The sequence below is a fragment of the Pseudomonas sp. GW458-11-26-14-LB4 genome (assembly GCF_059423925.1).
Map to the genome: position 1 here is coordinate 509709 of NZ_JBWKYU010000001.1, position 20887 is coordinate 530595.

The window sequence follows — 20887 nt, forward strand, 5'->3', positions numbered from 1 at the left end:
GCTCCTTGCGGTCACTTGCCGCGATTGACCGCCTGCGGATCACCCAACGGGCGGTAATCGTTATCGTTGAATTTGTAATTGCCGCTGCAACCGCCGAGGCCGCATAGAACGACGAGGGTCAGCAGGACAGCGTGCCAGTGACGAACAGACATCAGAGGGTCTCCAGGTGTAGACAAAGCACAAAGCGCCGACCCTTGCGGGCGGCGCTGAAAAAGGTTTTCGAGGTGAATCCGACGGACTTTCGCCTACCCATCGAAATCACCCAGATTGATGTTCAAGCGACCGAGCCGGTACAGCAGCGTGCGTCGCGGCAAGCCCAGTTCCCGGGCGGCGAGCGTCTGGTTGCCGTCGTTCTTGCGCAGGCAATCGAGCAGCAGATTGCGTTCGACCGCTTCCAGTCGTTCGCGCAAATTGAGGCCGCAGTGGTCTTCCGACGCCGGCGCCGATTCCAGGCGCAGCGAGAAATGCTCGGCCAGCAACTCGCCGCCCTCGCACAACAACACTGCGCGTTCGACCAGGCCTTTGAGTTCGCGCACGTTGCCGGGAAAGGTGTAGCCGGACAGGTGTTCAAGCGCCGCGTCCGACCAGCGCACCGGATCACGTTGCAGGAAGGTGCAGGCCTTGTCGGCGAAGTGTTTGGCCAGGTCGAGGATGTCGCCTTCGCGCTGACGCAGGGCCGGCAACTCGATCGGAAATTGCGCGAGACGGTAGTACAGGTCTTCGCGGAATTTGCCTTCGCTGACCAGCACCGACAGATCGCGGTGCGTCGCGGCGATGATGCGCACGTCGATCTTGTGGGTGTCGTTGGAGCCCAGCGGACGGATCTCGCCTTCCTGCAACACGCGCAGCAATTTGGCTTGCAGCGACAGCGGCATGTCACCGATTTCATCGAGCAACAGGGTGCCGCCATTAGCCGCATCGAACAGCCCGGCGCGGTCGCGATCAGCCCCGGTGAACGCGCCTTTGCGATAGCCGAACAGCTCGCTCTCCAGCAAGTTTTCCGGGAACGCCGCGCAGTTCTGCACGATGAACGCCTGGGACCGGCGCGGGCCGCAATCGTGGATCGCCCGCGCGACCACTTCCTTGCCGGTGCCGGTCTCGCCACGCAACAGCACGGTGTATGGGCTGTGCAGGACTTTGCTGATCAGCGAATAGGTCTGACGCATCGCCGCGCTCTTGCCGATCAGGCCATAGCCACTGGCACTCGGCAGGCTGCGCACGACCGGCGCGGTCGCATCCACTGGCTGGCGCAGACGCTGCAGCAGATGCAGCTGGCCAAGCACGAACGAGCCGAGCTGGCCGAGAGAATCGGCGAAGCCTTGCAGGTTGATATGTCGACGGCTGGCGCACAGCAACAGGCCTTCGACAGCCTTCTGCTGATTGACCAGCGGCACGCACAACAGCGACTGCCACGGCGTGGACGATGCCGGCAGAAAGCTGGTTTCGTGCAGGCTGCCGCCCAGGTCATCGAAGCTCACCACGCGGTTCTGGCACAGGGCGAACTGCAACAATTGCTCGCCGTTGTAATCCGCTGGCAGGCTCGCCGCGCTGCGCGGTTGCAGCACGCCGTCGAGGCATTCGGCGTTCATCCCCAGCGACGTGTGCGTGGCGTCCAGCAAGTACAGCTGCGTCAGTTCGCAACCGCTCAGCCCCGCCAGACCGCGCACGAAGTCACCCAGCAGCGCAGCACCGTCCGCCGCGCGCGACAGGCTGGCGAACTGCGCCAGCAAGGCTTCGGCATAGAGCAGTGGCTGCGGCACTTGAGTGAACATCACACTCACCTCAGGCGAACTCGCAGGTCACGCTGGCTTCGCCGTCGAGCGTCGCATGCACGCGCTTCAGGCTTTCACCGGTGGCCATGGCGTCGAGCAAACGGTCGGCCACCAGCGGCAGCACGTGCTGGTCGAGCAAATGGTCGATCAGGCGCGCACCGCTTTCGCTTTGGGTGCAGCGCTCGGACAGGTGATCGACGAGGTTCTGGCACCAGGTGAAATCCAGCTGGCGACGGTTCAGACGCTCGCCCAGACGACCGAGCTTGATCTCGATCAGCTCGCGCAGCACCGGGCCGCCAACCGGGTAGTACGGCACCACTTTCATCCGCGCCAGCAGCGCTGGCTTGAAGTGTTTGCTGAGCACCGGGCGAATGGTTTCTTCCAGCACTTCGGCGGTCGGACGCGCACCGTCTTCGCAGAGGTCGCTGATCTTGTCGCTGCCCAGGTTCGAGGTCATCAGGATCAACGTATTGCGGAAGTCGATCTCGCGCCCTTCGCCGTCGTTGGCCACGCCTTTGTCGAAGATTTGGTAGAACAGATTGAGCACGTCCGGATCGGCCTTCTCGACTTCATCGAGCAGCACCACCGAGTACGGCTTCTGGCGCACGGCTTCGGTGAGCATGCCGCCCTCGCCGTAACCGACGTAGCCTGGCGGTGCACCGATCAGGCGGGAAACGGTGTGTTTCTCCTGGAACTCGGACATGTTGATGGTGGTGATGAAACGGTCGCCGCCGTACAGCAGGTCGGCGAGTGCCAGTGCGGTTTCGGTCTTGCCGACGCCGCTCGGGCCGACCAGCAGGAACACGCCGACCGGTGCGTCAGGCTTGTTCAGGCCGGCAGCGGTGGCGCGCATCGAGCGATCCAGGGCGTGCACGGCTTGTTCCTGACCCCGAATGCGGGTGCGCAGGTCGGTGGCGAAGCTGGCGACCTTGGCGTTGTGCTCGCGGGCCAGTTGCGCCAGCGGCACGCCGGTCCAGGCGCTGATCACTTCGGCCACCAGACGCGGGCAGACTTCGAAGCTGACCAGACGCTCCTTGACCTGAGCGGCGGTCAGGGCGCTGTGGGTTTCGTTGAGTTGCGCTTCCAGCGCTTCGACGCTTTGGCCTTCTTCAACCTCGGCAGCAACGGTTTCGATCACCGTGCCTTCGGCGTCTTCTTCAACAGTCACTGTCGGCTGGACCGCAGCGGCTTCACGGGCCTTGGCCAGTTGCTGACGCAGTTCCAGCAGGCGCTCGGCCAGTTGTTTCTGCTCGGTCCACTGGGTTTCCAGTGCGACCATTTCGGCTTCGGCTTCGTCCAGACGCGCTTCCAGTGCCTCCAGCGCTTCGTGGTCGATCAGCAGACCGGCTTCGGCATCGCGGCGCAGGGCCTGACGCTGACGGCCACCTTCAGCCAGTTCGCCACGCAGGCGCTCCAGGCTTTCCGGGGCGGCAGCGAGGCTGATGCGAACACGGGCGCAGGCGGTGTCGAGCACGTCGACAGCCTTGTCCGGCAGTTGGCGTCCGGCGAGGTAACGGGCGGACAGTTCCGCTGCAGAAACCACCGCGTCATCGCGCAGGTAGATGCCGTGGCTCTTCTCGTAGACCTGCGCCAGGCCACGCAGGATGGTCACCGCTTCGCTCACGGTCGGTTCGTGCAGTTGAACCGGCTGGAAACGACGGGCCAGCGCCGGGTCTTTCTCGAAGTATTTCTTGTACTCGGCCCAGGTAGTCGCGGCGATGGTGCGCAGTTCGCCGCGCGCCAGTGCCGGTTTCAGCAGGTTGGCCGCGTCGGAACCGCCGGCATTGCCGCCCGCGCCGATCAGGGTGTGGGCTTCGTCGATGAACAGGATGATCGGCTTCGGCGAGGCTTTGACCTCGTCGATCACGCCTTTCAGACGACGTTCGAATTCACCTTTGACGCTGGCGCCGGCCTGCAACAGGCCCATGTCCAGCGACAGCAGCTCGACGCCCTTGAGCACCTGCGGCACTTCACCGGCAGCGATGCGCGAGGCCAGGCCTTCGACGATGGCGGTTTTACCGACACCGGCTTCACCGACCACGATCGGGTTGTTCTTGCGGCGACGGGCGAGGATGTCGACCATCTGGCGGATCGCGCCATCGCGGCACAGCACCGGGTCGAGTTTGCCGTCGCGGGCCTGTTGGGTCAGGTTGTGGGTGAAGCGCTCCAGCAGCGATTCGCCCGGGGCGGCCGGCTTACCGTTGGCCGCTGCCTGAGGCTGTTGCGACAGGGCAAATTCCTTCAGGCGATCGATGTTCAGTTTGGCCAGCAACGGCTGGTAGCGGCTGCCGGCGTAGCGCATCGGGTTGCGCAGCAGCGCGAGGATCAGCGCCGCGTCTTCGACCGAGGTCTGGCCCAGTTCAAGGTTGGCCACCAGCAGCGCGTCCTGCAGCCACTGCACCAGTTCCGGGGCGAACACCGGGTTGCGCGAAGCGCTGTGCTCGACCCGCGATTGCAGGGCGGCGCTCAGCTCGCCGGCATCAACATCGGCATCCTGCAGCGCGCGGGAGAGCAGACCGTTCGGGCGCTCCAGCAGGCCGAGCAGCAAGTCTTCGACCAGAATCTTGCTGCCGCCACGGGCCACGCAGCGCTCGGCCGAACGCTCCAGATCGCGACGGGTTTCGGCGTCCAGCGCCTGGATGAGTTGTTGCAGGTCTACGTTGATCATGGCTCACGTCCTTAATGAATTTTGCTGCCCAGGGTCACCACGCCGTCTGCTTTCTCGCAGCCCAGCCAACTGGTCCACCCCAGGCGACAGTCGTTCTTCTCGCCAATGCGCAGTTCGCGGATTTCTTCCGGACGCAGCACCAGGCGAATGTCGTAATCGAGCGGGTCACGCAAGGTGAACCGCACCAGCGCGCAGAGCGGCTGGTAACCGAAACCGATGGGCAGGAACTCGTGGAAGCGTTCCCAGTCGAGTTCGGTGATGTGAATGCGGAATTTGCCGCTGCGATCGCGCACGCGTTCGCCCAGCACCAGGTCTTCACCCAGCACGCTGTTGGCGAAGCCGAGGCGGTTGCGCTGTTCTTCGAGGATTTCCACGCGGCGCTCGATGCATTGCTCGATGACCAGGTCTTCGTGCTTGAAGTAGTAACGCAGCACCGCTTCGATCAACGCCGCCGAGTGCGCCCGCAAGCTGAGCAGGCCGAGGTACGGCAACAGGCGTTTCCAGTTCAGTTCCTTGGCCTTGCGGATCTCGTCGCCGCCGAGGCCGATCAGGGCGAACAGCTGCGACGAGAACGGGTCGACCGCACCGCTCTGGAAGCTCGCGCGATAGCGGTACTTGCGCCAGATCGGCAGCATCAGCCGTTGCAGGCGATGGTGGAACAAGTCGAGGAAATTGCGCGTCGGGTTGCCGTCTTCGCTGTCGCCCAAAGCTTGCTCGCCGTAGAACGCCGGCAGCGGCGAGCCGGAACCGACCAGGCCGATCAGGTTGAACCGCAGGCGCGCGCGCATCTGCCCGTGCTCTTCGAAAAACTCCACGCGATCGACGTCGCTGCGCGGAAATCCGAGGCTCGGGTTGGCCTGGAATTCCAGCTGGTCGTACAAATCGTCTTCGCTCAGGTACGGGTGCGCATCGCGCAGCCGGTCGATCACCAGCAGCACGGCCTGAAACAGCGAGTACTCGCGTATTACCTTCGTCAGCCCGCTTAAAGCAGGGGCTGCAGGCCCATACGTGGTGTCCATTGGTACACCTCTCCCTGTGTGCTTTTTACCCGCAGCTCGTGGAATGAATTGAGACTGGCGTAAAGCGCGAAAAACTCGTTGAGAACCGAGGCGAAGACGAACAGATCGCCTTCGCCGATATACCCTTCCGGGTCGATGGTCAGTTCGGTGCGCAAACCGCGTACCGGCAGACCACGGTGCAAGCGGTCCACGTGGTGATGCTTGATGTGCTTGAGACCGCCGAGCAGGCGTTTGCTGACCTTCTCCGCGTGCTGGTCGTAGTAGCGCGGCAGGTCGTAGGTTTCGAGAATCACCTTCAGTGCATTGACGTCGGCCAGCGACAGATAGTTAAGCGACATGTTGCTGATCAGCTTCCACAGGAAGTCACGGTTCAGCGGCGGCGCGAAACTGGAAGTGGCCGGGGTGATGTTGCGGAAACTCAGGAACTCCGGGGTCTCTTCGCAGGCCATGCAGATCTGCCCGAGCTTGAGTTTGCGCGGCAGGTTCTGATTGGTGCAGACCAGCTCGATCGACAGGGTTTCATGGGCTTCGGTGTGGCGGATGCCGAAGCTCAGGTAGGTGTCGAGGCCGTCGTGCAGCAGCGACGAGCGCTGGCGGATGCTGTAATGCGGACGGCTGTTGGGCACGTCGAAACTTGGATCGTGCTCGAAGGATTCGAACGGCACGTACTCCTGATAACCGAGGCCGCCGGGCTTCCAGCCAGTCACGGTCTCCACCGAGAACACGCCGCAGTTTTCCAGATCGTATTCGGCCGGCAGCAGCAGGTATTCGTCCTGTTTGCCGTCGAGGCGGATCGGCAGTGCGTCGTGCTTGAACAGGTTGACGATCGGCGTGCAGAACAGCTTCACGTTATCCAGGGTCGGACGCATGCGCATGATGCCGCTCTTGCGGATGTCGAAGCGCAATTCCAGGCCGCGCATCTGCTTAAGCGTGTCTTCCGGCAGCGCCTTGAGAATGTCGAGGCCGTGGACATCAACGAACAGGAACTTGTCCTGGAAGGCGAAGTATTCCTGCAGATAGCGATAGCCGCGGAAGGTGTTCAGCGGATACGGGATCAACGCTTCTTCTTCGGCAAAGCCCACCGGTTTGACCCGGTCGCCCGGAATCTTGAACGCCATCGGCTTGCCGCTCACGCCATCGATCGGCTTGCCGGCGCCGTCGAGCGGGATCAGTTCGATGCCATCGAGGTTGCGCAGCAGGCTCAGGTAGAGCATCTGGCTGATGTAGCGCTCGCCGGCAAAGTGCAGGCGCAGCTTGCTCAGTTCCAGCTCGCCGAGGTGGCCGTCGGCACTCATCTCCAGGCGCAGGCTGAGCAGCGAACCGTCGCCCTTCACCGAGTAGTTCAGCGCGGCCAGATCCAGCGCCATGACTTCGGTCGGGTAGCAGGTGCGGAAGCGGCAACGCACGTCTTCGATCGGCACGCTCTCGATCGGCGTGTCACGCTCGACCTTCAGCGCCGGCCCGGAACGCTTGAGCGGGTCGAACTGCAGAATGCTGAACGCCGGCAGCGGCCGCATGTAGTTCGGCCACAACAACTGCATCAGGGAATGGCTGAGCTCCGGCAACTCGTCATCGAGCTTCTGGCGCAGCCGCCCGGTCAGAAACGCAAAGCCTTCCAGCAACCGCTCCACATCCGGATCCCGCCCGGCCTGCCCCAGGAACGGCGCCAACGCCGGACTACGCTCGGCGAAACGGCGACCCAGCTGGCGCAGTGCGGTGAGTTCGCTTTGGTAGTAGTGGTTAAAGGACACGGGTTACCTGCCTGGTAGTGGAACTCATGGAATAACTGTCCTGTGGATTACGCTCGATACCTGACCTGATCATTGGATGGCACTCTCAGGCTGGTTCGGCTGGATGCGTCCAGCGATGTTTCTTAATACCCAGCGCAACTCGATGACTTGAGAAGCGAGGATTGCCAGCAAGGTGACGCAACCTTGAGCGACGCCATAAAACAAGGCTCTCAATGGGTTGTCGGGGAGCATCCAAAGCAGGATGAAGCCCACCATAAGGCTCAGAATCACCAGTTTGGCAACGAGGCTTGGAATCAGCGCAGCAATAAAATTGACACCGAGAAAAATGTAAAACATCGCGTAGCTGGCAATACCGATCGCGACCCCACGCGTGGTGAACCCGCCGTTCAGATGCTTGTAGGCATGTACTACTGCATTATTCAAAAACACGTAGGCCACACATCCGAAGGCATGGACAAACAGGCACATGGCGATACGGTAGTAGTTGCTCATGCTGGTCTCAGATTTCCGTACCACGATCCAAGGCCATGGATAGCTACAACAGCAGCCAAAACCGAGAGCGTTAGTGCGCGGTGAAGGCGTGAATTTCGAGCCGCCCGATGTGAGGCAGTCAGGAGCAATACAAAGCTCAACAAGGCCAGGCAGCCAAACAGATCACTGTCAGCAACACTGGCCAGATACCCCTGCAAACTCATTGCGTGCATGAATAACGCTCTCCAACTTTCTCAGGTAGCGAGGCCGCCTTTAAATCAGGCATCAACGACACTCTGAAACTATCCAACTTTCCCAGCCTTCAGAGCCTGGATAAACAATCATCTCTCCGCGAAACTCGGGTGCAATGCCGGGACTCCCCTCATCCCGCCAGAGATACCATTCTGATGTTTTTAGTAGATCGTTATTTTTTGTATAAACGCGATAAAAATACGGGCTGCTAAAGTACTTAAACGCACGACCAGCCACTACACCCAAAAAATTGTAATTCGGTGAATACGTTGCGATATAGCAGCTTCCTGAGTCATTCCAGTCAATGAAAAGAGGCTCCGCGGCCTTTGAGCTAAGCACCTTCAAGCCCAAAAGAACCAAAACTGGCACAAGCACGCACAACGAAAAAAGTAAAAAGCTCTTTCTAAGGGACGCTTTCATGGCATTGCCTTAGCTGATCGTTGCGAAAACTCTGCAAAATCTGCAGAGGTAAAACGATGATGAATAGATACAGGAATTTTCTTGACCGTAGAGTACACAAACAAATCACCACCCTTGCCAAGCTTGCTGCGGTAATTATTGTAACTATCGTTGGTCACTTTGAAGTAAACCTTCCCCTCAGATTCATATGTTTCTGGCGAAGTTAAATATGCAAAAATGCTCGGCCTGACAACGCCGTCGTGATTCCAATACCCAAGCAGTTGGTCGCTGCCATCTTCATTCAGAAACTCATATGTATCACGTACATAACAACCAATTTCTTCAATCGTTAATGTAGCAGCCATTTTTTTCGTCTTGGGTGTAGTGCTGAATTTTGTAACTGCAAATTTAATAACAAATCCACCCAATGTGCCGTACACATCATCCAATGGGTTATTCTTCTTTTCCGAAGTGGTAATCCCGATAGATCGAAAATTATATTGCGTAGCAGACTCCAGCATTCTTGCACTCAGGGCACTGTAGTCATGAGCACCCCTAGCAAGGTCCTGGTTAGCCTCATCAAGAACTCCAAGCGTTCTCATGCAAGTCATAAATTGCAAAAGCCCCGGTGCTAATTGCGTCAGTCCCTTTTGACGGCCAATAAGCTCATTGTATTGACTGGGGCTTGCGGCCTTCGCAATAAGCTCTTTGATGGTTTCACCTGTGTGGGGCGAGGAGGAGGTAAGCCATTCAAAATCCAAATCATCAAACAGTTTTTCTTGGGTGATCTTGTCAACGGCAAGACGTCCCCGCTTCTCACTTGAGGACATCACGAAAGGCGCACCGTCGAACCAACGCTGCATGATTCGAGCGCTTTCCTTCCAGCCCATTTTTCTCATCACACCTGGAATATCTGTGATCTGGAAATGATCGACGGCCGCTTCCGCTGGCTTCTTGTCAGAGGAAGGGGTGAGTTGAGCTGTTACAGGAGTGGGTGCCGGCATGTGATAGTCCCTTAAGCAATCACGAGCGAAGTCTGTTCTTCGACGATAAGCGTGACACTTTCAGCGAGGTGGGAAGCAATAGGTCTCGTTCGACCTTGTGCATCAGTAACGCCCCTGACCTCTTTACCGGAGGCTGTACGCAAGGTGTACGGCCGGTCAGCAACCGGTGCGCCGGTTCTAGGATTACGAACCACAAAGTGCTGACTAAACGGCCACTGAATCTCCACCGGCAACGGCGGCACAAACGGCGCCGGCGAATGCGAATTGCCGATAATCACCGTCCCGGATCCAGCCGTGACTTTATTGCCATGAGATCCAACCGAACCGACCGTGGCGGCCGGTTTGCCATTGATCAGAACCGTCGTCGCCAGATCGCCGACCAACGCACCACCACACGCCGAGGCATCGCCCTGGCGAGCGGCCGGGAGGCCGTCGAAGAACACGTCGCCGGAACCGGCGGCAATCGGGTTGGTGCCGTGGCCGGGGAGCGGGCAAGCGGTGGGGTCGGATACGCGTGCTGCGGGTTTGCCAGACATCGGGGTTCTCCTTAGGTGACCTTCACTTGACCGCTGCCATCCAGGCGCGCGGCGAAACTGACCTGACGCTTGAAACCCTCGACTTCCAGCAGGCCTTCGATGCTGAAGGCCAGGCGAAGCTGGTCGTGGTCACGCGGCAGGGAAATGACACGCACGTTGCTCAGGCGCGGCTCGTAGGCTTCGATGAAGCTTTCGATGGCCAGGCGGGCCTGACTCAGGGAGTCGTGCAGGCTCAGGCGCATGTCATTGAGATCGGGCAACCCGTAGTCGGACAGCGTTTGCACGCTGCCGGCCCGGGTGCTGAGCATTTTGGCCAGATGGGCAGCCACCGACGCCATGGCCGAAGCCTCAAGGCTTTTGCCCTTGCGTAGTTCCGCGTCGCCGTTGAGGCGCTCGAAAAGGCTGCCGTATCCGTCCATGAGTCGCTCTTACTCTTTGTCCAGCTTGCCAACCAGCGACAGGGTGAAATCGGCACCCATGTACTTGAAGTGCGGACGCACGTTCAGGCTGACGCGGTACCAGCCCGGCTCGCCTTCAACGTCGCTGACGATCACTTGCGCAGCGCGTAGCGGACGACGGCCACGTACTTCGGCGCTCGGGTTTTCCTGGTCGGCCACGTACTGGCGGATCCACTTGTTCAGTTCCAGCTCGAGATCGGTACGCTCTTTCCACGAACCGAGTTGCTCGCGCTGCAGCACTTTCAGGTAGTGAGCCAGGCGGTTGACGATCATCATGTACGGCAGTTGGGTGCCGAGCTTGTAGTTCAGCTCTGCCGCCTTGCCTTCTGCGCTGATGCCGAAGAACTTCGGCTTCTGCACCGAGCTTGCGGAGAAGAACGCCGCGTTGTCGGAGCCTTTACGCATGGTCAGGGAGATGAAGCCTTCCTCGGCCAGTTCGTATTCACGACGGTCGGAAACCAGAACTTCGGTAGGAATCTTGGTTTCGATTTCGCCCATGCTTTCGAAGTGGTGCAGAGGCAGGTCTTCAACCGCGCCGCCGCTCTGTGGGCCGATGATGTTCGGGCACCAGCGGAATTTGGCGAAGCTGTCGGTCAGCTTGGTGCCGAACGCGTAAGCGGTGTTGCCCCACAGGTAGTGCTCGTGGCTGTTGGCAACGTTTTCCTTGTACACGAACGATTTGACCGGGTTCTCTTCCGGGTCGTACGGGTTACGCAGCAGGAAACGCGGCACGGTCAGACCAACGTAGCGGGAGTCTTCCGAGGTACGGAAGCTCTGCCATTTGGCGAATTGCGGGCCTTCGAAGTGATCTTTCAGATCCTTCAGGTCCGGCAGACCGGTGAAGCTTTCCAGGCCGAAGAATTTCGGGCCGGCAGCGGCGATAAACGGCGCGTGGGACATGCAGGCTACGCTGGACACGTACTGCATCAGCTTCACGTCCGGCGAGCTTGGGGACATGTAGTAGTTGGCAATGATCGCGCCAACCGGCTGACCACCGAACTGGCCGTATTCAGCGGTGTAGATGTGCTTGTACAGGCCCGACTGCATGACTTCCGGCGAGTCTTCGAAATCGTCCAGCAGGTCTTCTTTGGAGACGTTGAGGATTTCGATCTTGATGTTTTCGCGGAAGTTGGTGCGGTCGACCAGCAGTTGCAGGCCACGCCACGACGATTCCAGGGCCTGGAAGTCCGGGTGGTGCAGGATTTCGTCCATCTGACGGCTGAGCTTGGCATCGATCTCGGCGATCATGCGGTCAACCATGGCTTTCTTGACCGGCTCACCGTTGTTCTGCGGCTTGAGCAGCTCTTCGATGAACGCCGACACACCGCGCTTGGCGATGTCGTAGGCTTCGTCGTCCGGCGTCAGGCGGGTTTCGGCGATGATGCTGTCGAGAATGCTGTACTCGCCGTTTTCTGCGGCGTTCTGTTGTGCTGCGCTAGTGCTCATTGTGTTGGCTTCCTTGGCTGCTGGAGTCTCAAGCGTCCGGAGCTGCGGCGTTCAGGCCCAGCTCACCGAGTACGCGACCGCGGGATTCATCGTCGGCGAGCACGCCTTCGATGGCTTTACGGAACGCAGGTGCGTTACCCAGCGGGCCTTTGAGGGCCACCAGCGCGTCGCGCAGTTCCATCAGTTTTTTCAGCTCAGGCACTTGCTCGACCAGGCTGGCCGGGTTGAAGTCCTTCATGGAGTTGACGCGCAGTTGCACAGCCAGCTCGTCGGCCTCGCCATCTTCCTGCAGACGGTTCGGCACGCTCAGCGTCAGACCCAGCTCTTGCTTGGCCAGCACTTCGTCGAAGGTCATCTTGTCGATGCTGATCGGCTTGCGATCCTCGATCTTGCGATCGTCCTTGCGGTGGGTGTAGTCACCGATTGCCAGCAGCTTCAGCGGCAGTTCAATCTCTTCCTGAGCACCGCCGGTGGCGGGTTTGAAGGTGACGTTGATGCGTTCCTTGGGGGCTACCGAGCCTTCTTTGGCCATGGCTTTTCTCCTTGCGGTTGTGGCCCTGGGGCCTATTCGAGTACCACTTCGAGGTCGAGGTGGCACAGCCTGCGATAAATCTCTTCCTTGCGTTCACGTACGGCATGGTTCTGCGGTAACAACTCGCAGCAACTGTGCAGCAGGTGCAGCACTTCCAATGCAAGATCGGGCTCCCAGGCGTGCAGGCCTGAGTCCTGTAATGTCTGATCGAGGGTTTCGAGCTGGTTCTTGGCGAGTTCGTATTTCTTGGCCAGGAAGCACAGCCGCGCGAGGGCGAACTGCCAGAAGAAGCGTTCGCGCCCGCCGTGCGCCGATTGCAGACCCTGCTTGAGGATCTGCACGGCAGGCTTGAGGCCTTCCTTGCGCAGGATCGGCTGGACTTCCTCCAAGGCCTTTTCCCAGGCTGGCTGGGTTTCGACGTTCTCGGTCTCGACCTTGCGCGGCGCGCTGGCGCTTTGCAGGTGCGGCATGACGTTGCCGGCGATCCACGCCCGGGTGGACGGATCGGCGAACGGCGCGCCGTCATGGAAACGCAGCTCGATGATGCCGGGCAGGCGCTGAATCAAAAGCGCGAAGTGGATTTCCACTTCGCGCATGGCCAGCTCGGCGTTGAGGTTCTGGAGACATTCCCAGACCATCCTCTGGCCATCGAACCAGAACGGCGCCTTCGCCAGGCTCGCCTCCAGTTCCACCAGCAGGTCGGCATATTTGCCCTGATCGAAGCGGTCCTGATACTGCTTGAGCTTGTCGACCGGCAACCCGCGCAGCACGGTAATCTGCTCGGCGTTGCGCTCGGGCACCGCATCGATCGTCATCCACAGCAAGGTGCGGTTGAGGCGCAGCGCGCGCAGGTCGGTGGCTTTCTGCTTGAGCCACCAGGCGCACAGCGGGCGGGCGCTTTCCTGCTGGGCGCGCAGGGCTTTGTGGGCTTCTTTTTCGTTGTCAATCGGCGCACCGGGAGCCAGTAACTGGCTGGCGGCCTGCTTGACCTGCGCCACCGCCGCACCCACCACGCCGGGTGCCGGCTGATTGTCAGCGGCACGCTGGATCATGGTTTTCAGGCGGCGAGAAAGCGGCAGCAGCAGCGGCGCATCATCGCCCAGGTGCTCGGTGCAGGCGGCGTCGAGACCGGACAGATGCTCGGACAACTGCCGGAACATCGGCAGCTGTTCCTTGATCGCGATGTTCTCGGTGATCACCTGCTCAAGACGCGGCACCAGCCAGCCGATGGCGGCGGCCCGGGTGCGGGGTTTGAGCGGGTGAATCTCGGCCCAGTGGTTTTCCGACAAATGGTGCAGAAAACCGAGGCCGGCCAGCAGGCCGGGGAAGGATTCACGCTGGTACAGCGACCAGGTCAGCCAGGCGCCGACACGCAAATCCTTGGATTGGGTACGCAGGAGGTTTTCGCTGTTTTCGCGAATTTTCAGCCAGTCGATCTGCCCGCTTTCGTGCATCGACGAGGCTTTGGCCAGCTCGCTTTCCAGGGCCTCGAATTCGCTCGAGAAACGAACGTCTTCGCCCGCAAAATTCTCTTTGGAAACAGAGACTTTAGCGAGTTCGAGGTAATGGGCGGAAAGTTTGCTTGAGTAGGACATCCATGGCCTTTATTAGGATTACGGTCGTGCGCCTATTGGAGTTGCAGCGGCGCGGGACAGTATCGAAGAGCAGTCGGAAGACTCATCCAATTGAGTGTTTGCTCTTTCAAGTGCGCGCATCGTAATCACTATGATGGCCACTAGCAAGCATCCGATTAAACAACAAGACGAACTGTTCATTGGGCGCTGTAGGAGATCGCCCTATATGTGACAGGGGATTCCCTGATGTCCCTTTATATTTCACTTTTAAGCCTATCCCTTCCGAAAGCATTGGGCCAGAGCGGCCGGCGCGCGGCATCGAGAACATCTGCACGCTCGTTCCACAAGTAAGCGGCGAAAGCATGACAAACCCCGAAAAAATTTGAAGTAGGACGCTTCCGAAAATACACCGCCATTTATTAACAAATGACTGGCGACAACAGACAACATTAAAAGTGCCATCAATTTGATGGCATTTATATGTTTAATAGTCCTGGATCCTTGCCTGCATAAGACTATTACGCAGGATTCCAATCATTCGCCGTCAGTTTCTCACAGCCATTTCCCACAATTTCCACGTTGTTTTACAACCCGGAAAGCTCCGACTTAAACAAGCGATCCTTCTTACATAAATCTGTTTAACGCCTTGTTAGCGTGCCGGCCAATGTTCGCGTGCGCTGACCAGGGAGGGTTTCGACATCACGCCGTCTTCCCCTCTCTGCTTAAGGACAAGCGTATGTCTGGAGCTGTCAGTTCTGCGCGCTTTACGCTGCAGATTCCCGCTGTTCGCAACGACTTCAAGGTGCTGGCCTTCGAAGGCACCGAGACCATCAGCACCCTTTATGCCATCCACGTCGAACTGGTCAGTGAAGACCCCGACTTCGATATGGAAGGCCTGCTCAGTCAGCCTGCCTTCCTGCAGTTCGGCCTGAACGGTGAAGGCATTCATGGACGCATCGACGATGTGTTGGCGGGTGAATCCGACAAACGCCTGACCCGTTATCGCCTGATACTGGTGCCGAGCCTCCACTATTTGCAGTTCAGTCACGATCAACGGATTTACCAGGGGCAGACTGTCCCGCAGATCATCACGCAAACACTCAAGCGACACGGCATCCTCGCCGATGCGTTCACCTTCCATGTCCAGCCCCTAGCAGCACGGGATTACTGCACCCAATACGACGAAAGCGATTTCGAGTTCATTCAGCGCTTGTGTGCCGAGGACGGAATCGCCTGGCATCACCAGCACTCCGCGCAAGGCCATTTGCTGGTGTTCACCGATGACTCGGTGTTCCTCCCGACATTGCGCGCCACACCCTATCGCCGGGATAGCGGGATGGTCCCGGAATATCCAGTAGTCAGCAGGTTTTCCTTGCGCGCCGCCACCCGGACAAGCCGGGTCACGCGACGCGACTATGACCTGAGGCGACCGACGCTTTTAATCGAAAGCCGCTTCAGCGCCGAATTCACCCCGACGCTTGAGGACTACCAATACCCGTTGCCGCTGGCCAACGAAAAGCGTGGCAAGCAACTGGCCCGTCAGGCCCTGGAGCGCCATCGCGCAGACTATGAAATGGCAGAGGGTCAAAGCAACCAACCTACCTTGCGCTGCGGCCATCTGCTTGAACTGACCGAACACCCTCGCCAGAAATGCAACGATCTGTGGCTGCTGCTCGGGATCAGCCACACCGGGCGGCAGCCGCAAGTGCTCGAAGAGTCGGTTAGCAGCGAAACTCAATCGGCGGACGGTTTTACCCAAGGCTATCGCAACACCTTCCACGCCATTCCGGCCGAGGTAGTTTTCCGTCCGCCGCTTCCCGCACGCAGGCTACCACTGGTCAGCCAGACCGCCCGGGTGACCGGCCCCAAAGGCGAAGAGATCTACTGCGATGAGTTCGGTCGCGTAAAAGTCGAATTCCACTGGGACCGGACCGAATTAAACAGTGAGCGCAGCAGTTGCTGGGTGCGGGTCTCGTCGAGCTGGGCCGGGAACGGTTTCGGTGTCGTCACCCTCCCCCGCATCGGGACGGAAGTGGTGGTGACCTTCGTGGAAGGTGATCCCGACAAGCCGCTGATTACCGGCTGCGTGATCAACAAGGTCACGCCCGCGCCTTACAAACTGCCCGAGCACAAGACCCGAACCGTGCTGCGCAGTCGCAGCTCGCCTGACACCGGCGGCTACAGCGAATTTACGATTGAAGACCGCGCCGGACTGGAACTGGTCTACCTGCGTGCCCAGCGCGACATGGAGCGGCAGGTTCTCCATGACAGCCGGCTGGCGGTCGGGCGCGATCGTTGGGAAAGCATCCAGGGCAGCAGCCAGACGACGGCCGGGAAAATCATTACCGTCGAGGCGGGCCAGCAGGTGCAGATCAAGGCCGGCGCCAGCGTGGTGCTGGATGCCGGCGCCAGCATCACGCTGAAGGCGGGCGGTCACCACATCGTGATCGACAGCGGCGGGATCTTCAGCAGTACCGAGATGGTGGCGGGAGGAAAGACGTCCGCCAGCGGAGCCGCTGATCATCCAGAAGCCGCAATGGCGGGTACCTTGGCCGCAGGACCAGCAACTGCTTCCACTCAAGCAGCGGAGGAAGGAGAACTCGAAGAAGAGGAGGAAGAGGTCGAACTGGAAGACGAGTTACCTGCTGGCATCACCTTGCGGATCGGCGTGTTTTTCGATGGGACGGGGAACAATCTGTTCAACAGCGAACAGGTGAAGGGCTGCTATGCGCGGGATGTGAATCTTGAGGAGGAAGCCGAGGACATTCGACAGTTCTGCCAGATGCATGGGTATGACGGACAGGGCAATGTGCCGGATAACAGTTATGGGAATGATGCGAGCAATGTGGCGAGGCTGTATGAGTTATATCGCGATGACCAAGGGCGGCAACTGGCGAAAGAGGAAACCATCGCGTACATACCGGTCTATCTTGAGGGCATAGGTACGAGTGCCGATAAGGACGACTCGGTTTTTTCGCAAATGACTGGCACGGGTGCACAAGGTGTACTGGCGAGAGTCAAGCAAAGCCCGACCAGCATCATTCCTGGGATTCGCCTTTTTGAGTCGGCGAACCCGACCCTGAAGGTGGAATCCGTTCAGTTCGACATCTTCGGCTTCAGCCGCGGCGCCGCTGCTGCGAGACACTTCGCCAATGAAGTGATGAAAGGCGAGCAAAGCCCGCTGGCGCAATTACTTCCCGCGGACTCGTCACTGTTCCTTGAGAGCTTCTCCTGGCGGGCCAACATCGATGTCAGCATTAACTTCATCGGCATCTTCGACACCGCTGCCGCCATAGGCAGCATGGCTGACGGCGATTTCAGCGTCCATGACGCCAACAACCCCGGCGTCAATCTGTATCTGGCGCCGGACATTGCAAAGAAAGTTGTGCACCTGGTTGCCCGGGACGAACGCCGCCACAACTTTTCGCTCAACAGCGCCGGAAACGCCGACATTGTGTTGCCGGGCGTCCACTCCGACTTGGGCGGCGGGTACTTACCGAATCTTGTCGAACGGGTACTGCTGAGCAAGCCGCGCTGCAGTCGCGACGTGGACTTTAATACCCCTTCGTCGTCGACCAACGCTTATCGGTTGGCCGAGCAAGAACTCGGCAGGCTTCAGGACCAACTGCATTTCTATGGGCTGACGCTTCAAGTCAAAACCTGGGCGGTGGAAACGGCCAGCAACGTCAAGGGCGATCGGCGCAAATCAAAAAATGTCTACGCAGCGGTCTACAGCGAACGAGTTGTGCGCAATGACCTGTCCCTGATTTACCTGCGAATCATGCGGGAGCTGGCGAACCGGCACGGGGTAGAGTTCGAAACGATTAACCAAGAATCTCAGAGTTACGCGCTACCGGGAGAGCTCAAGGGTATCGCCCGAAAATTGATGATGTTTGCGCTGGGTGAATCCCGCAGTCTCGATTTGAGCCTGAACGAGCATGCGCTACTCGCTCAACGCTACATTCATCTGTCATCCAACTGGAATGCTGCGAAGGGACTCAACGAAACCGGGCTGAGCATCCTGTTTATCAACCGCCCCGCCGATCAGTCTGTTCGTGTGGTGCACCCTAATGCGTGAGAACTCGTACATGCTCAAGATTGGCTTTGCATTGATATTCATTGTGTTGCTGGGCGGCTGCACTTCCGGTGGTACAAGATTGCTGCCTTATGACGGCTGGATGCTCAGGTTTTTCACACCCGACTACATGGAGGCCTGGATCGAAAATGCCGACGTCGTGGACGTCAACAAACGCGTATTTCTGGACACAGCCGGTGGAGTTCCAGCATTTGCCTATCCGCGACCGTACAGTAAAGGCGTACCCGCCACTTTCCGTGGGCAGGCACCAGGATGGCCGGAACATCCGGTAGGCAAAGGTCGACGTGTCACGGGGGCCGCGCTGCCCTATCTGGTCTTCGTCCGCTGGTATTCCATGGCCGAACCACAGACTTACAAAGCCTTCATAAAAATTCCGGACTCAGTTCGCCAGATCATGCTCAAGGGCGAGAGGGTTTTCTGTCGGGCAGACGGCAAGTGGATCACGGATTACCGAAATATGATGGTCATCGGCCTCGCGCCAGGCGGCATCGCCAAGGTCTGGCTGGGCGGCCAGTGTCTTTTGTCGACCGAAGTCATGCGGGTCCAGGGCAAGATCGATCCCAAAGGTCCCTACGGTGGCAAGACCAACGGAAGACACAGGCAGCTCTATGAAGAATCCAAGGCCTACATCGAAAAATACGGCATCCCCTACGACTCCTGGTGACCACTCGATTGTCGGGCACCGTCTACCGCCAGCGACCACAATACAACTCACTGCAATTCCTCACTGATACGGACATTGGCAAATGGATGAAAACAGACGGCCCATCAAGACCCGCTCGGCGGGCTGGGCGAGACGCTTCACGGATGAACTGGTCAAGCGGGACATTTCCCCCAACCAGATCTCCGTCATCAGCATGCTCTTCGCGCTGTTCGGCGCGGTGACGCTGTACATCGATAACGGCGTGGCCGGTTCGATCCTGTGTATCGTCGGCATTCAACTGCGGCTGCTGTGCAATCTGTTCGACGGTATGGTGGCGATCAAAGGCGGCAAGCAGTCGGCCATTGGCAGCCTGTACAACGAGTTTCCGGATCGGGTGGCGGACAGCCTGCTGATCGTCGGCTTGGGTTTTGCCATCGGCCAGTCCGATCTTGGCTGGTTCGCAGCATTGGCCGCTGCGCTGACAGCGTATGTTCGTGTGTTCGGCGGCGCTCTAGGGCTCACGCAGAGCTTCATGGGGCCGATGGCAAAGCAGCACCGGATGGCGGTGATGACCGTGGCGCTGCTGTTGAACGTGTTCGAAACCCTTTACTACGCGACCCACTACGCTTTGCTGATCGCGCTGGTGATCATCGCCCTTGGCTCCGTCGCGACCTGCGTGACGCGCACCCTGGCCATCGCCAGACAACTGAAGGGGAAGGCCCATGTGGATCAGTAATGCGCTGATTTCGGTGCTGCGCTTCTTGATCGGCGTGACCGCCCGCTGGGAAAGCCCGCCGGACCTCACGCGCCAGCGCATCTACTACGCCAACCACACCAGCCACATGGACACCCTGGCGATCATCGCCGCACTGCCGCCGGAAGCCCGGTTGAACGTGAAACCGGTGGCGGCCGCCGACTACTGGGGCAAGAACCGCTTTCTGTCATACATCTCGCAGAAAGGCCTGAATGCGGTGTTGATCGAGCGCAATCCTGCGCCGGGTACCAACGTGCTCGAGCCGATCTTCGATGTGGTGCGGGCCGGTCATTCGATCATCATTTTTCCTGAAGGGACGCGCTCCACTCAGCCGCTGCCGGGGGAGTTCAAGTCCGGGATCTTCCGCCTTGCCGAAACCTTTCCGGACGTCGATCTGGTGCCGATCTACCTGGAAAACCTGCATCGCTCGATGCCCAAGGGCAAACATGTGCCGCTGCCGATCATCTGTACGATCCGCATCGGCGACCCGCTGCAACGAATCGCCGGCGAGGAGAAACAGGCGTTTCTGGAACGGGCGCGTGACGCCATCGTGAGGTTGTCGAAATGAGTCTGGAAACCAAGTTCCTGTGGTTCTTCGCGGCAATCGCCGGGTTGCTGGCGGTGGCTTCGCTGATTGGCGGCGTACTGGCACGGCGGGCGAAGAGCGAAAGCTCGATCGCGACCATCGAAAACCTCATCCAGCGCGTGAATGCCTGGTGGGGGATGGTCATTATTTTCTTTGTGTCCTGGCTGCTCGGCCCCAACGCGACGGTGGTGCTGTTCGGCTTCATTTCGCTGTTTGCGCTGCGCGAGTTCATAACACTCACGCCGACCGCACGCGGTGACCATAACGCGCTGTTTTCGGCGTTTTTCATCCTGATCCCGCTGCAATATCTGCTGATCGGCACCCATTGGTATTCGATGTTCACCCTGCTGGTGCCGGTGTATGCATTCCTGCTGCTGCCGGCGATTGCCGTGTTGAGCCAGGACACCGAAGGCTTTCTGGAGCGCACGGCGAAGATTCAGTGGGGCGTGATGATCTGCATCTACTGCATCAGCCATGCGCCGGCGCTGCTGTTGCTGGACCTGAAGGGTTTCCAGGGTCAGAACGCCCTGCTGCTGTTCTACCTGGTATTCGTGGTGCAGATGAGCGATGTGCTGCAGTACGTGCTCGGCAAGCTGTTCGGCAAACGCAAGGTCGCACCGCTGGTGAGCCCGTCGAAAACCGTCGAAGGGCTGGTCGGTGGCGGCCTGTCGGCCACGCTCATCGGTGGCTGCATGTTCTGGATGACACCGTTCAGCTTCTGGCAGTCGCTGCTGATGTCGCTGGTCATCGTGGTGATGGGTTTCCTTGGCGGGCTGGTCATGTCGGCGATCAAACGCAGCCTGAGCGCGAAGGACTGGGGCACGATGATCAAGGGCCACGGCGGGATGCTCGACCGCATGGACTCGATCTGTTTCGCCGCGCCGATCTTCTTTCACCTGACCCGGTACTTCTTCTCGGCCTGATCC

The 20887-nt window shown here is 59.3% G+C and carries 18 protein-coding genes; 5 read left to right on the forward strand and 13 right to left on the reverse strand.

What is annotated here, in order from left to right:
- Positions 1-11 precede the first annotated feature (11 nt).
- The 13 genes from AC07XZ_RS02375 to tssA form a co-directional block, all read right to left on the reverse strand.
- Positions 12-152, reverse strand: a complete 141-nt coding sequence (locus AC07XZ_RS02375) for a hypothetical protein (protein ID WP_003229566.1) — start codon at positions 150-152, stop codon at positions 12-14.
- A 93-nt stretch (positions 153-245) separates the two neighbouring features.
- The gene (locus AC07XZ_RS02380; protein WP_102688422.1) at positions 246-1772 is read right to left on the reverse strand and encodes a sigma-54 interaction domain-containing protein; all 1527 of its coding nucleotides are present in this window, start codon (positions 1770-1772) and stop codon (positions 246-248) included.
- 10 nt (positions 1773-1782) lie between these two features.
- Positions 1783-4440: a type VI secretion system ATPase TssH gene (tssH, locus tag AC07XZ_RS02385; protein WP_102688423.1), complete on the reverse strand. Its 2658-nt coding sequence runs from the start codon at positions 4438-4440 to the stop codon at positions 1783-1785.
- 11 nt (positions 4441-4451) lie between these two features.
- Positions 4452-5459, reverse strand: coding sequence for a type VI secretion system baseplate subunit TssG (gene tssG / locus AC07XZ_RS02390; RefSeq protein ID WP_039765146.1), 1008 nt, complete (start codon positions 5457-5459; stop codon positions 4452-4454).
- Positions 5423-7210 (reverse strand): type VI secretion system baseplate subunit TssF, encoded by a 1788-nt coding sequence (gene tssF / locus AC07XZ_RS02395; RefSeq protein WP_011336593.1) that lies wholly within the window; start codon positions 7208-7210, stop codon positions 5423-5425. The genes tssG and tssF overlap by 37 nt, the downstream gene beginning before the upstream one ends.
- A gap of 69 nt (positions 7211-7279) precedes the next feature.
- Positions 7280-7702 carry a hypothetical protein gene (locus AC07XZ_RS02400; protein ID WP_102688424.1) on the reverse strand — a complete coding sequence of 141 codons (423 nt, stop codon included), beginning with the start codon at positions 7700-7702 and terminating at the stop codon, positions 7280-7282.
- A gap of 264 nt (positions 7703-7966) precedes the next feature.
- Complete coding sequence (locus AC07XZ_RS02405; protein WP_134021359.1) at positions 7967-8353, reverse strand: hypothetical protein; 387 nt, start codon at positions 8351-8353, stop codon at positions 7967-7969.
- Entirely contained in the window at positions 8350-9336 is a 987-nt protein-coding gene (locus AC07XZ_RS02410) for a DUF6402 family protein (RefSeq protein ID WP_085747933.1), read from the reverse strand. The genes AC07XZ_RS02405 and AC07XZ_RS02410 overlap by 4 nt, the downstream gene beginning before the upstream one ends.
- Positions 9337-9347: 11 nt before the next feature.
- A complete protein-coding gene (locus tag AC07XZ_RS02415; protein WP_102688425.1) occupies positions 9348-9872 on the reverse strand; it encodes a PAAR domain-containing protein in 525 nt (174 codons plus the stop codon).
- A gap of 11 nt (positions 9873-9883) precedes the next feature.
- Positions 9884-10291, reverse strand: coding sequence for a type VI secretion system baseplate subunit TssE (gene tssE, locus AC07XZ_RS02420; RefSeq protein WP_102688426.1), 408 nt, complete (start codon positions 10289-10291; stop codon positions 9884-9886).
- A 9-nt stretch (positions 10292-10300) separates the two neighbouring features.
- Positions 10301-11776, reverse strand: a complete 1476-nt coding sequence (tssC, locus tag AC07XZ_RS02425) for a type VI secretion system contractile sheath large subunit (RefSeq protein WP_011336600.1) — start codon at positions 11774-11776, stop codon at positions 10301-10303.
- A gap of 28 nt (positions 11777-11804) precedes the next feature.
- Complete coding sequence (tssB, locus tag AC07XZ_RS02430) at positions 11805-12308, reverse strand: type VI secretion system contractile sheath small subunit (protein ID WP_003229587.1); 504 nt, start codon at positions 12306-12308, stop codon at positions 11805-11807.
- Between the two features lie 32 nt (positions 12309-12340).
- On the reverse strand, positions 12341-13903 hold the full coding sequence (gene tssA, locus AC07XZ_RS02435) for a type VI secretion system protein TssA (protein ID WP_102688427.1): 1563 nt from the start codon (positions 13901-13903) through the stop codon (positions 12341-12343).
- A 715-nt stretch (positions 13904-14618) separates the two neighbouring features.
- Between tssA and tssI the strand changes: the two genes are divergently transcribed.
- The 5 genes from tssI to AC07XZ_RS02460 all read left to right on the forward strand — a co-directional run bounded on the left by tssI (position 14619) and on the right by AC07XZ_RS02460 (position 20884).
- Positions 14619-17960, forward strand: coding sequence for a type VI secretion system tip protein TssI/VgrG (tssI, locus tag AC07XZ_RS02440; RefSeq protein WP_102688428.1), 3342 nt, complete (start codon positions 14619-14621; stop codon positions 17958-17960).
- Positions 17961-17970: 10 nt separating this feature from the next.
- Positions 17971-18642, forward strand: a complete 672-nt coding sequence (locus tag AC07XZ_RS02445; RefSeq protein ID WP_236190448.1) for a DUF2931 family protein — start codon at positions 17971-17973, stop codon at positions 18640-18642.
- Between the two features lie 82 nt (positions 18643-18724).
- Positions 18725-19357, forward strand: a complete 633-nt coding sequence (locus AC07XZ_RS02450) for a CDP-alcohol phosphatidyltransferase family protein (protein ID WP_085747937.1) — start codon at positions 18725-18727, stop codon at positions 19355-19357.
- On the forward strand, positions 19344-19943 hold the full coding sequence (locus tag AC07XZ_RS02455; RefSeq protein ID WP_085747938.1) for a lysophospholipid acyltransferase family protein: 600 nt from the start codon (positions 19344-19346) through the stop codon (positions 19941-19943). Before AC07XZ_RS02450 ends, AC07XZ_RS02455 begins: the two co-directional genes overlap by 14 nt.
- Positions 19940-20884: a phosphatidate cytidylyltransferase gene (locus AC07XZ_RS02460; RefSeq protein ID WP_102688429.1), complete on the forward strand. Its 945-nt coding sequence runs from the start codon at positions 19940-19942 to the stop codon at positions 20882-20884. Before AC07XZ_RS02455 ends, AC07XZ_RS02460 begins: the two co-directional genes overlap by 4 nt.
- The last annotated feature ends 3 nt before the right edge of the window (positions 20885-20887 follow it).

Coding starts and splice junctions, on each gene's coding strand:
- tssC (WP_011336600.1), bottom strand. CDS start 11,776: ATGAGCACTAGCGCAGCACAACAGAACGCCGCAGAAAACGGCGAGTAC.
- AC07XZ_RS02455 (WP_085747938.1), top strand. CDS start 19,344: ATGTGGATCAGTAATGCGCTGATTTCGGTGCTGCGCTTCTTGATCGGC.
- AC07XZ_RS02445 (WP_236190448.1), top strand. CDS start 17,971: ATGCTCAAGATTGGCTTTGCATTGATATTCATTGTGTTGCTGGGCGGC.
- AC07XZ_RS02410 (WP_085747933.1), bottom strand. CDS start 9,336: ATGCCGGCACCCACTCCTGTAACAGCTCAACTCACCCCTTCCTCTGAC.
- tssH (WP_102688423.1), bottom strand. CDS start 4,440: ATGATCAACGTAGACCTGCAACAACTCATCCAGGCGCTGGACGCCGAA.
- tssB (WP_003229587.1), bottom strand. CDS start 12,308: ATGGCCAAAGAAGGCTCGGTAGCCCCCAAGGAACGCATCAACGTCACC.
- tssI (WP_102688428.1), top strand. CDS start 14,619: ATGTCTGGAGCTGTCAGTTCTGCGCGCTTTACGCTGCAGATTCCCGCT.
- AC07XZ_RS02400 (WP_102688424.1), bottom strand. CDS start 7,702: ATGAGCAACTACTACCGTATCGCCATGTGCCTGTTTGTCCATGCCTTC.
- AC07XZ_RS02415 (WP_102688425.1), bottom strand. CDS start 9,872: ATGTCTGGCAAACCCGCAGCACGCGTATCCGACCCCACCGCTTGCCCG.
- AC07XZ_RS02460 (WP_102688429.1), top strand. CDS start 19,940: ATGAGTCTGGAAACCAAGTTCCTGTGGTTCTTCGCGGCAATCGCCGGG.
- AC07XZ_RS02375 (WP_003229566.1), bottom strand. CDS start 152: ATGTCTGTTCGTCACTGGCACGCTGTCCTGCTGACCCTCGTCGTTCTA.
- AC07XZ_RS02380 (WP_102688422.1), bottom strand. CDS start 1,772: ATGTTCACTCAAGTGCCGCAGCCACTGCTCTATGCCGAAGCCTTGCTG.
- AC07XZ_RS02450 (WP_085747937.1), top strand. CDS start 18,725: ATGGATGAAAACAGACGGCCCATCAAGACCCGCTCGGCGGGCTGGGCG.
- AC07XZ_RS02405 (WP_134021359.1), bottom strand. CDS start 8,353: ATGAAAGCGTCCCTTAGAAAGAGCTTTTTACTTTTTTCGTTGTGCGTG.
- tssE (WP_102688426.1), bottom strand. CDS start 10,291: ATGGACGGATACGGCAGCCTTTTCGAGCGCCTCAACGGCGACGCGGAA.
- tssA (WP_102688427.1), bottom strand. CDS start 13,903: ATGTCCTACTCAAGCAAACTTTCCGCCCATTACCTCGAACTCGCTAAA.
- tssG (WP_039765146.1), bottom strand. CDS start 5,459: ATGGACACCACGTATGGGCCTGCAGCCCCTGCTTTAAGCGGGCTGACG.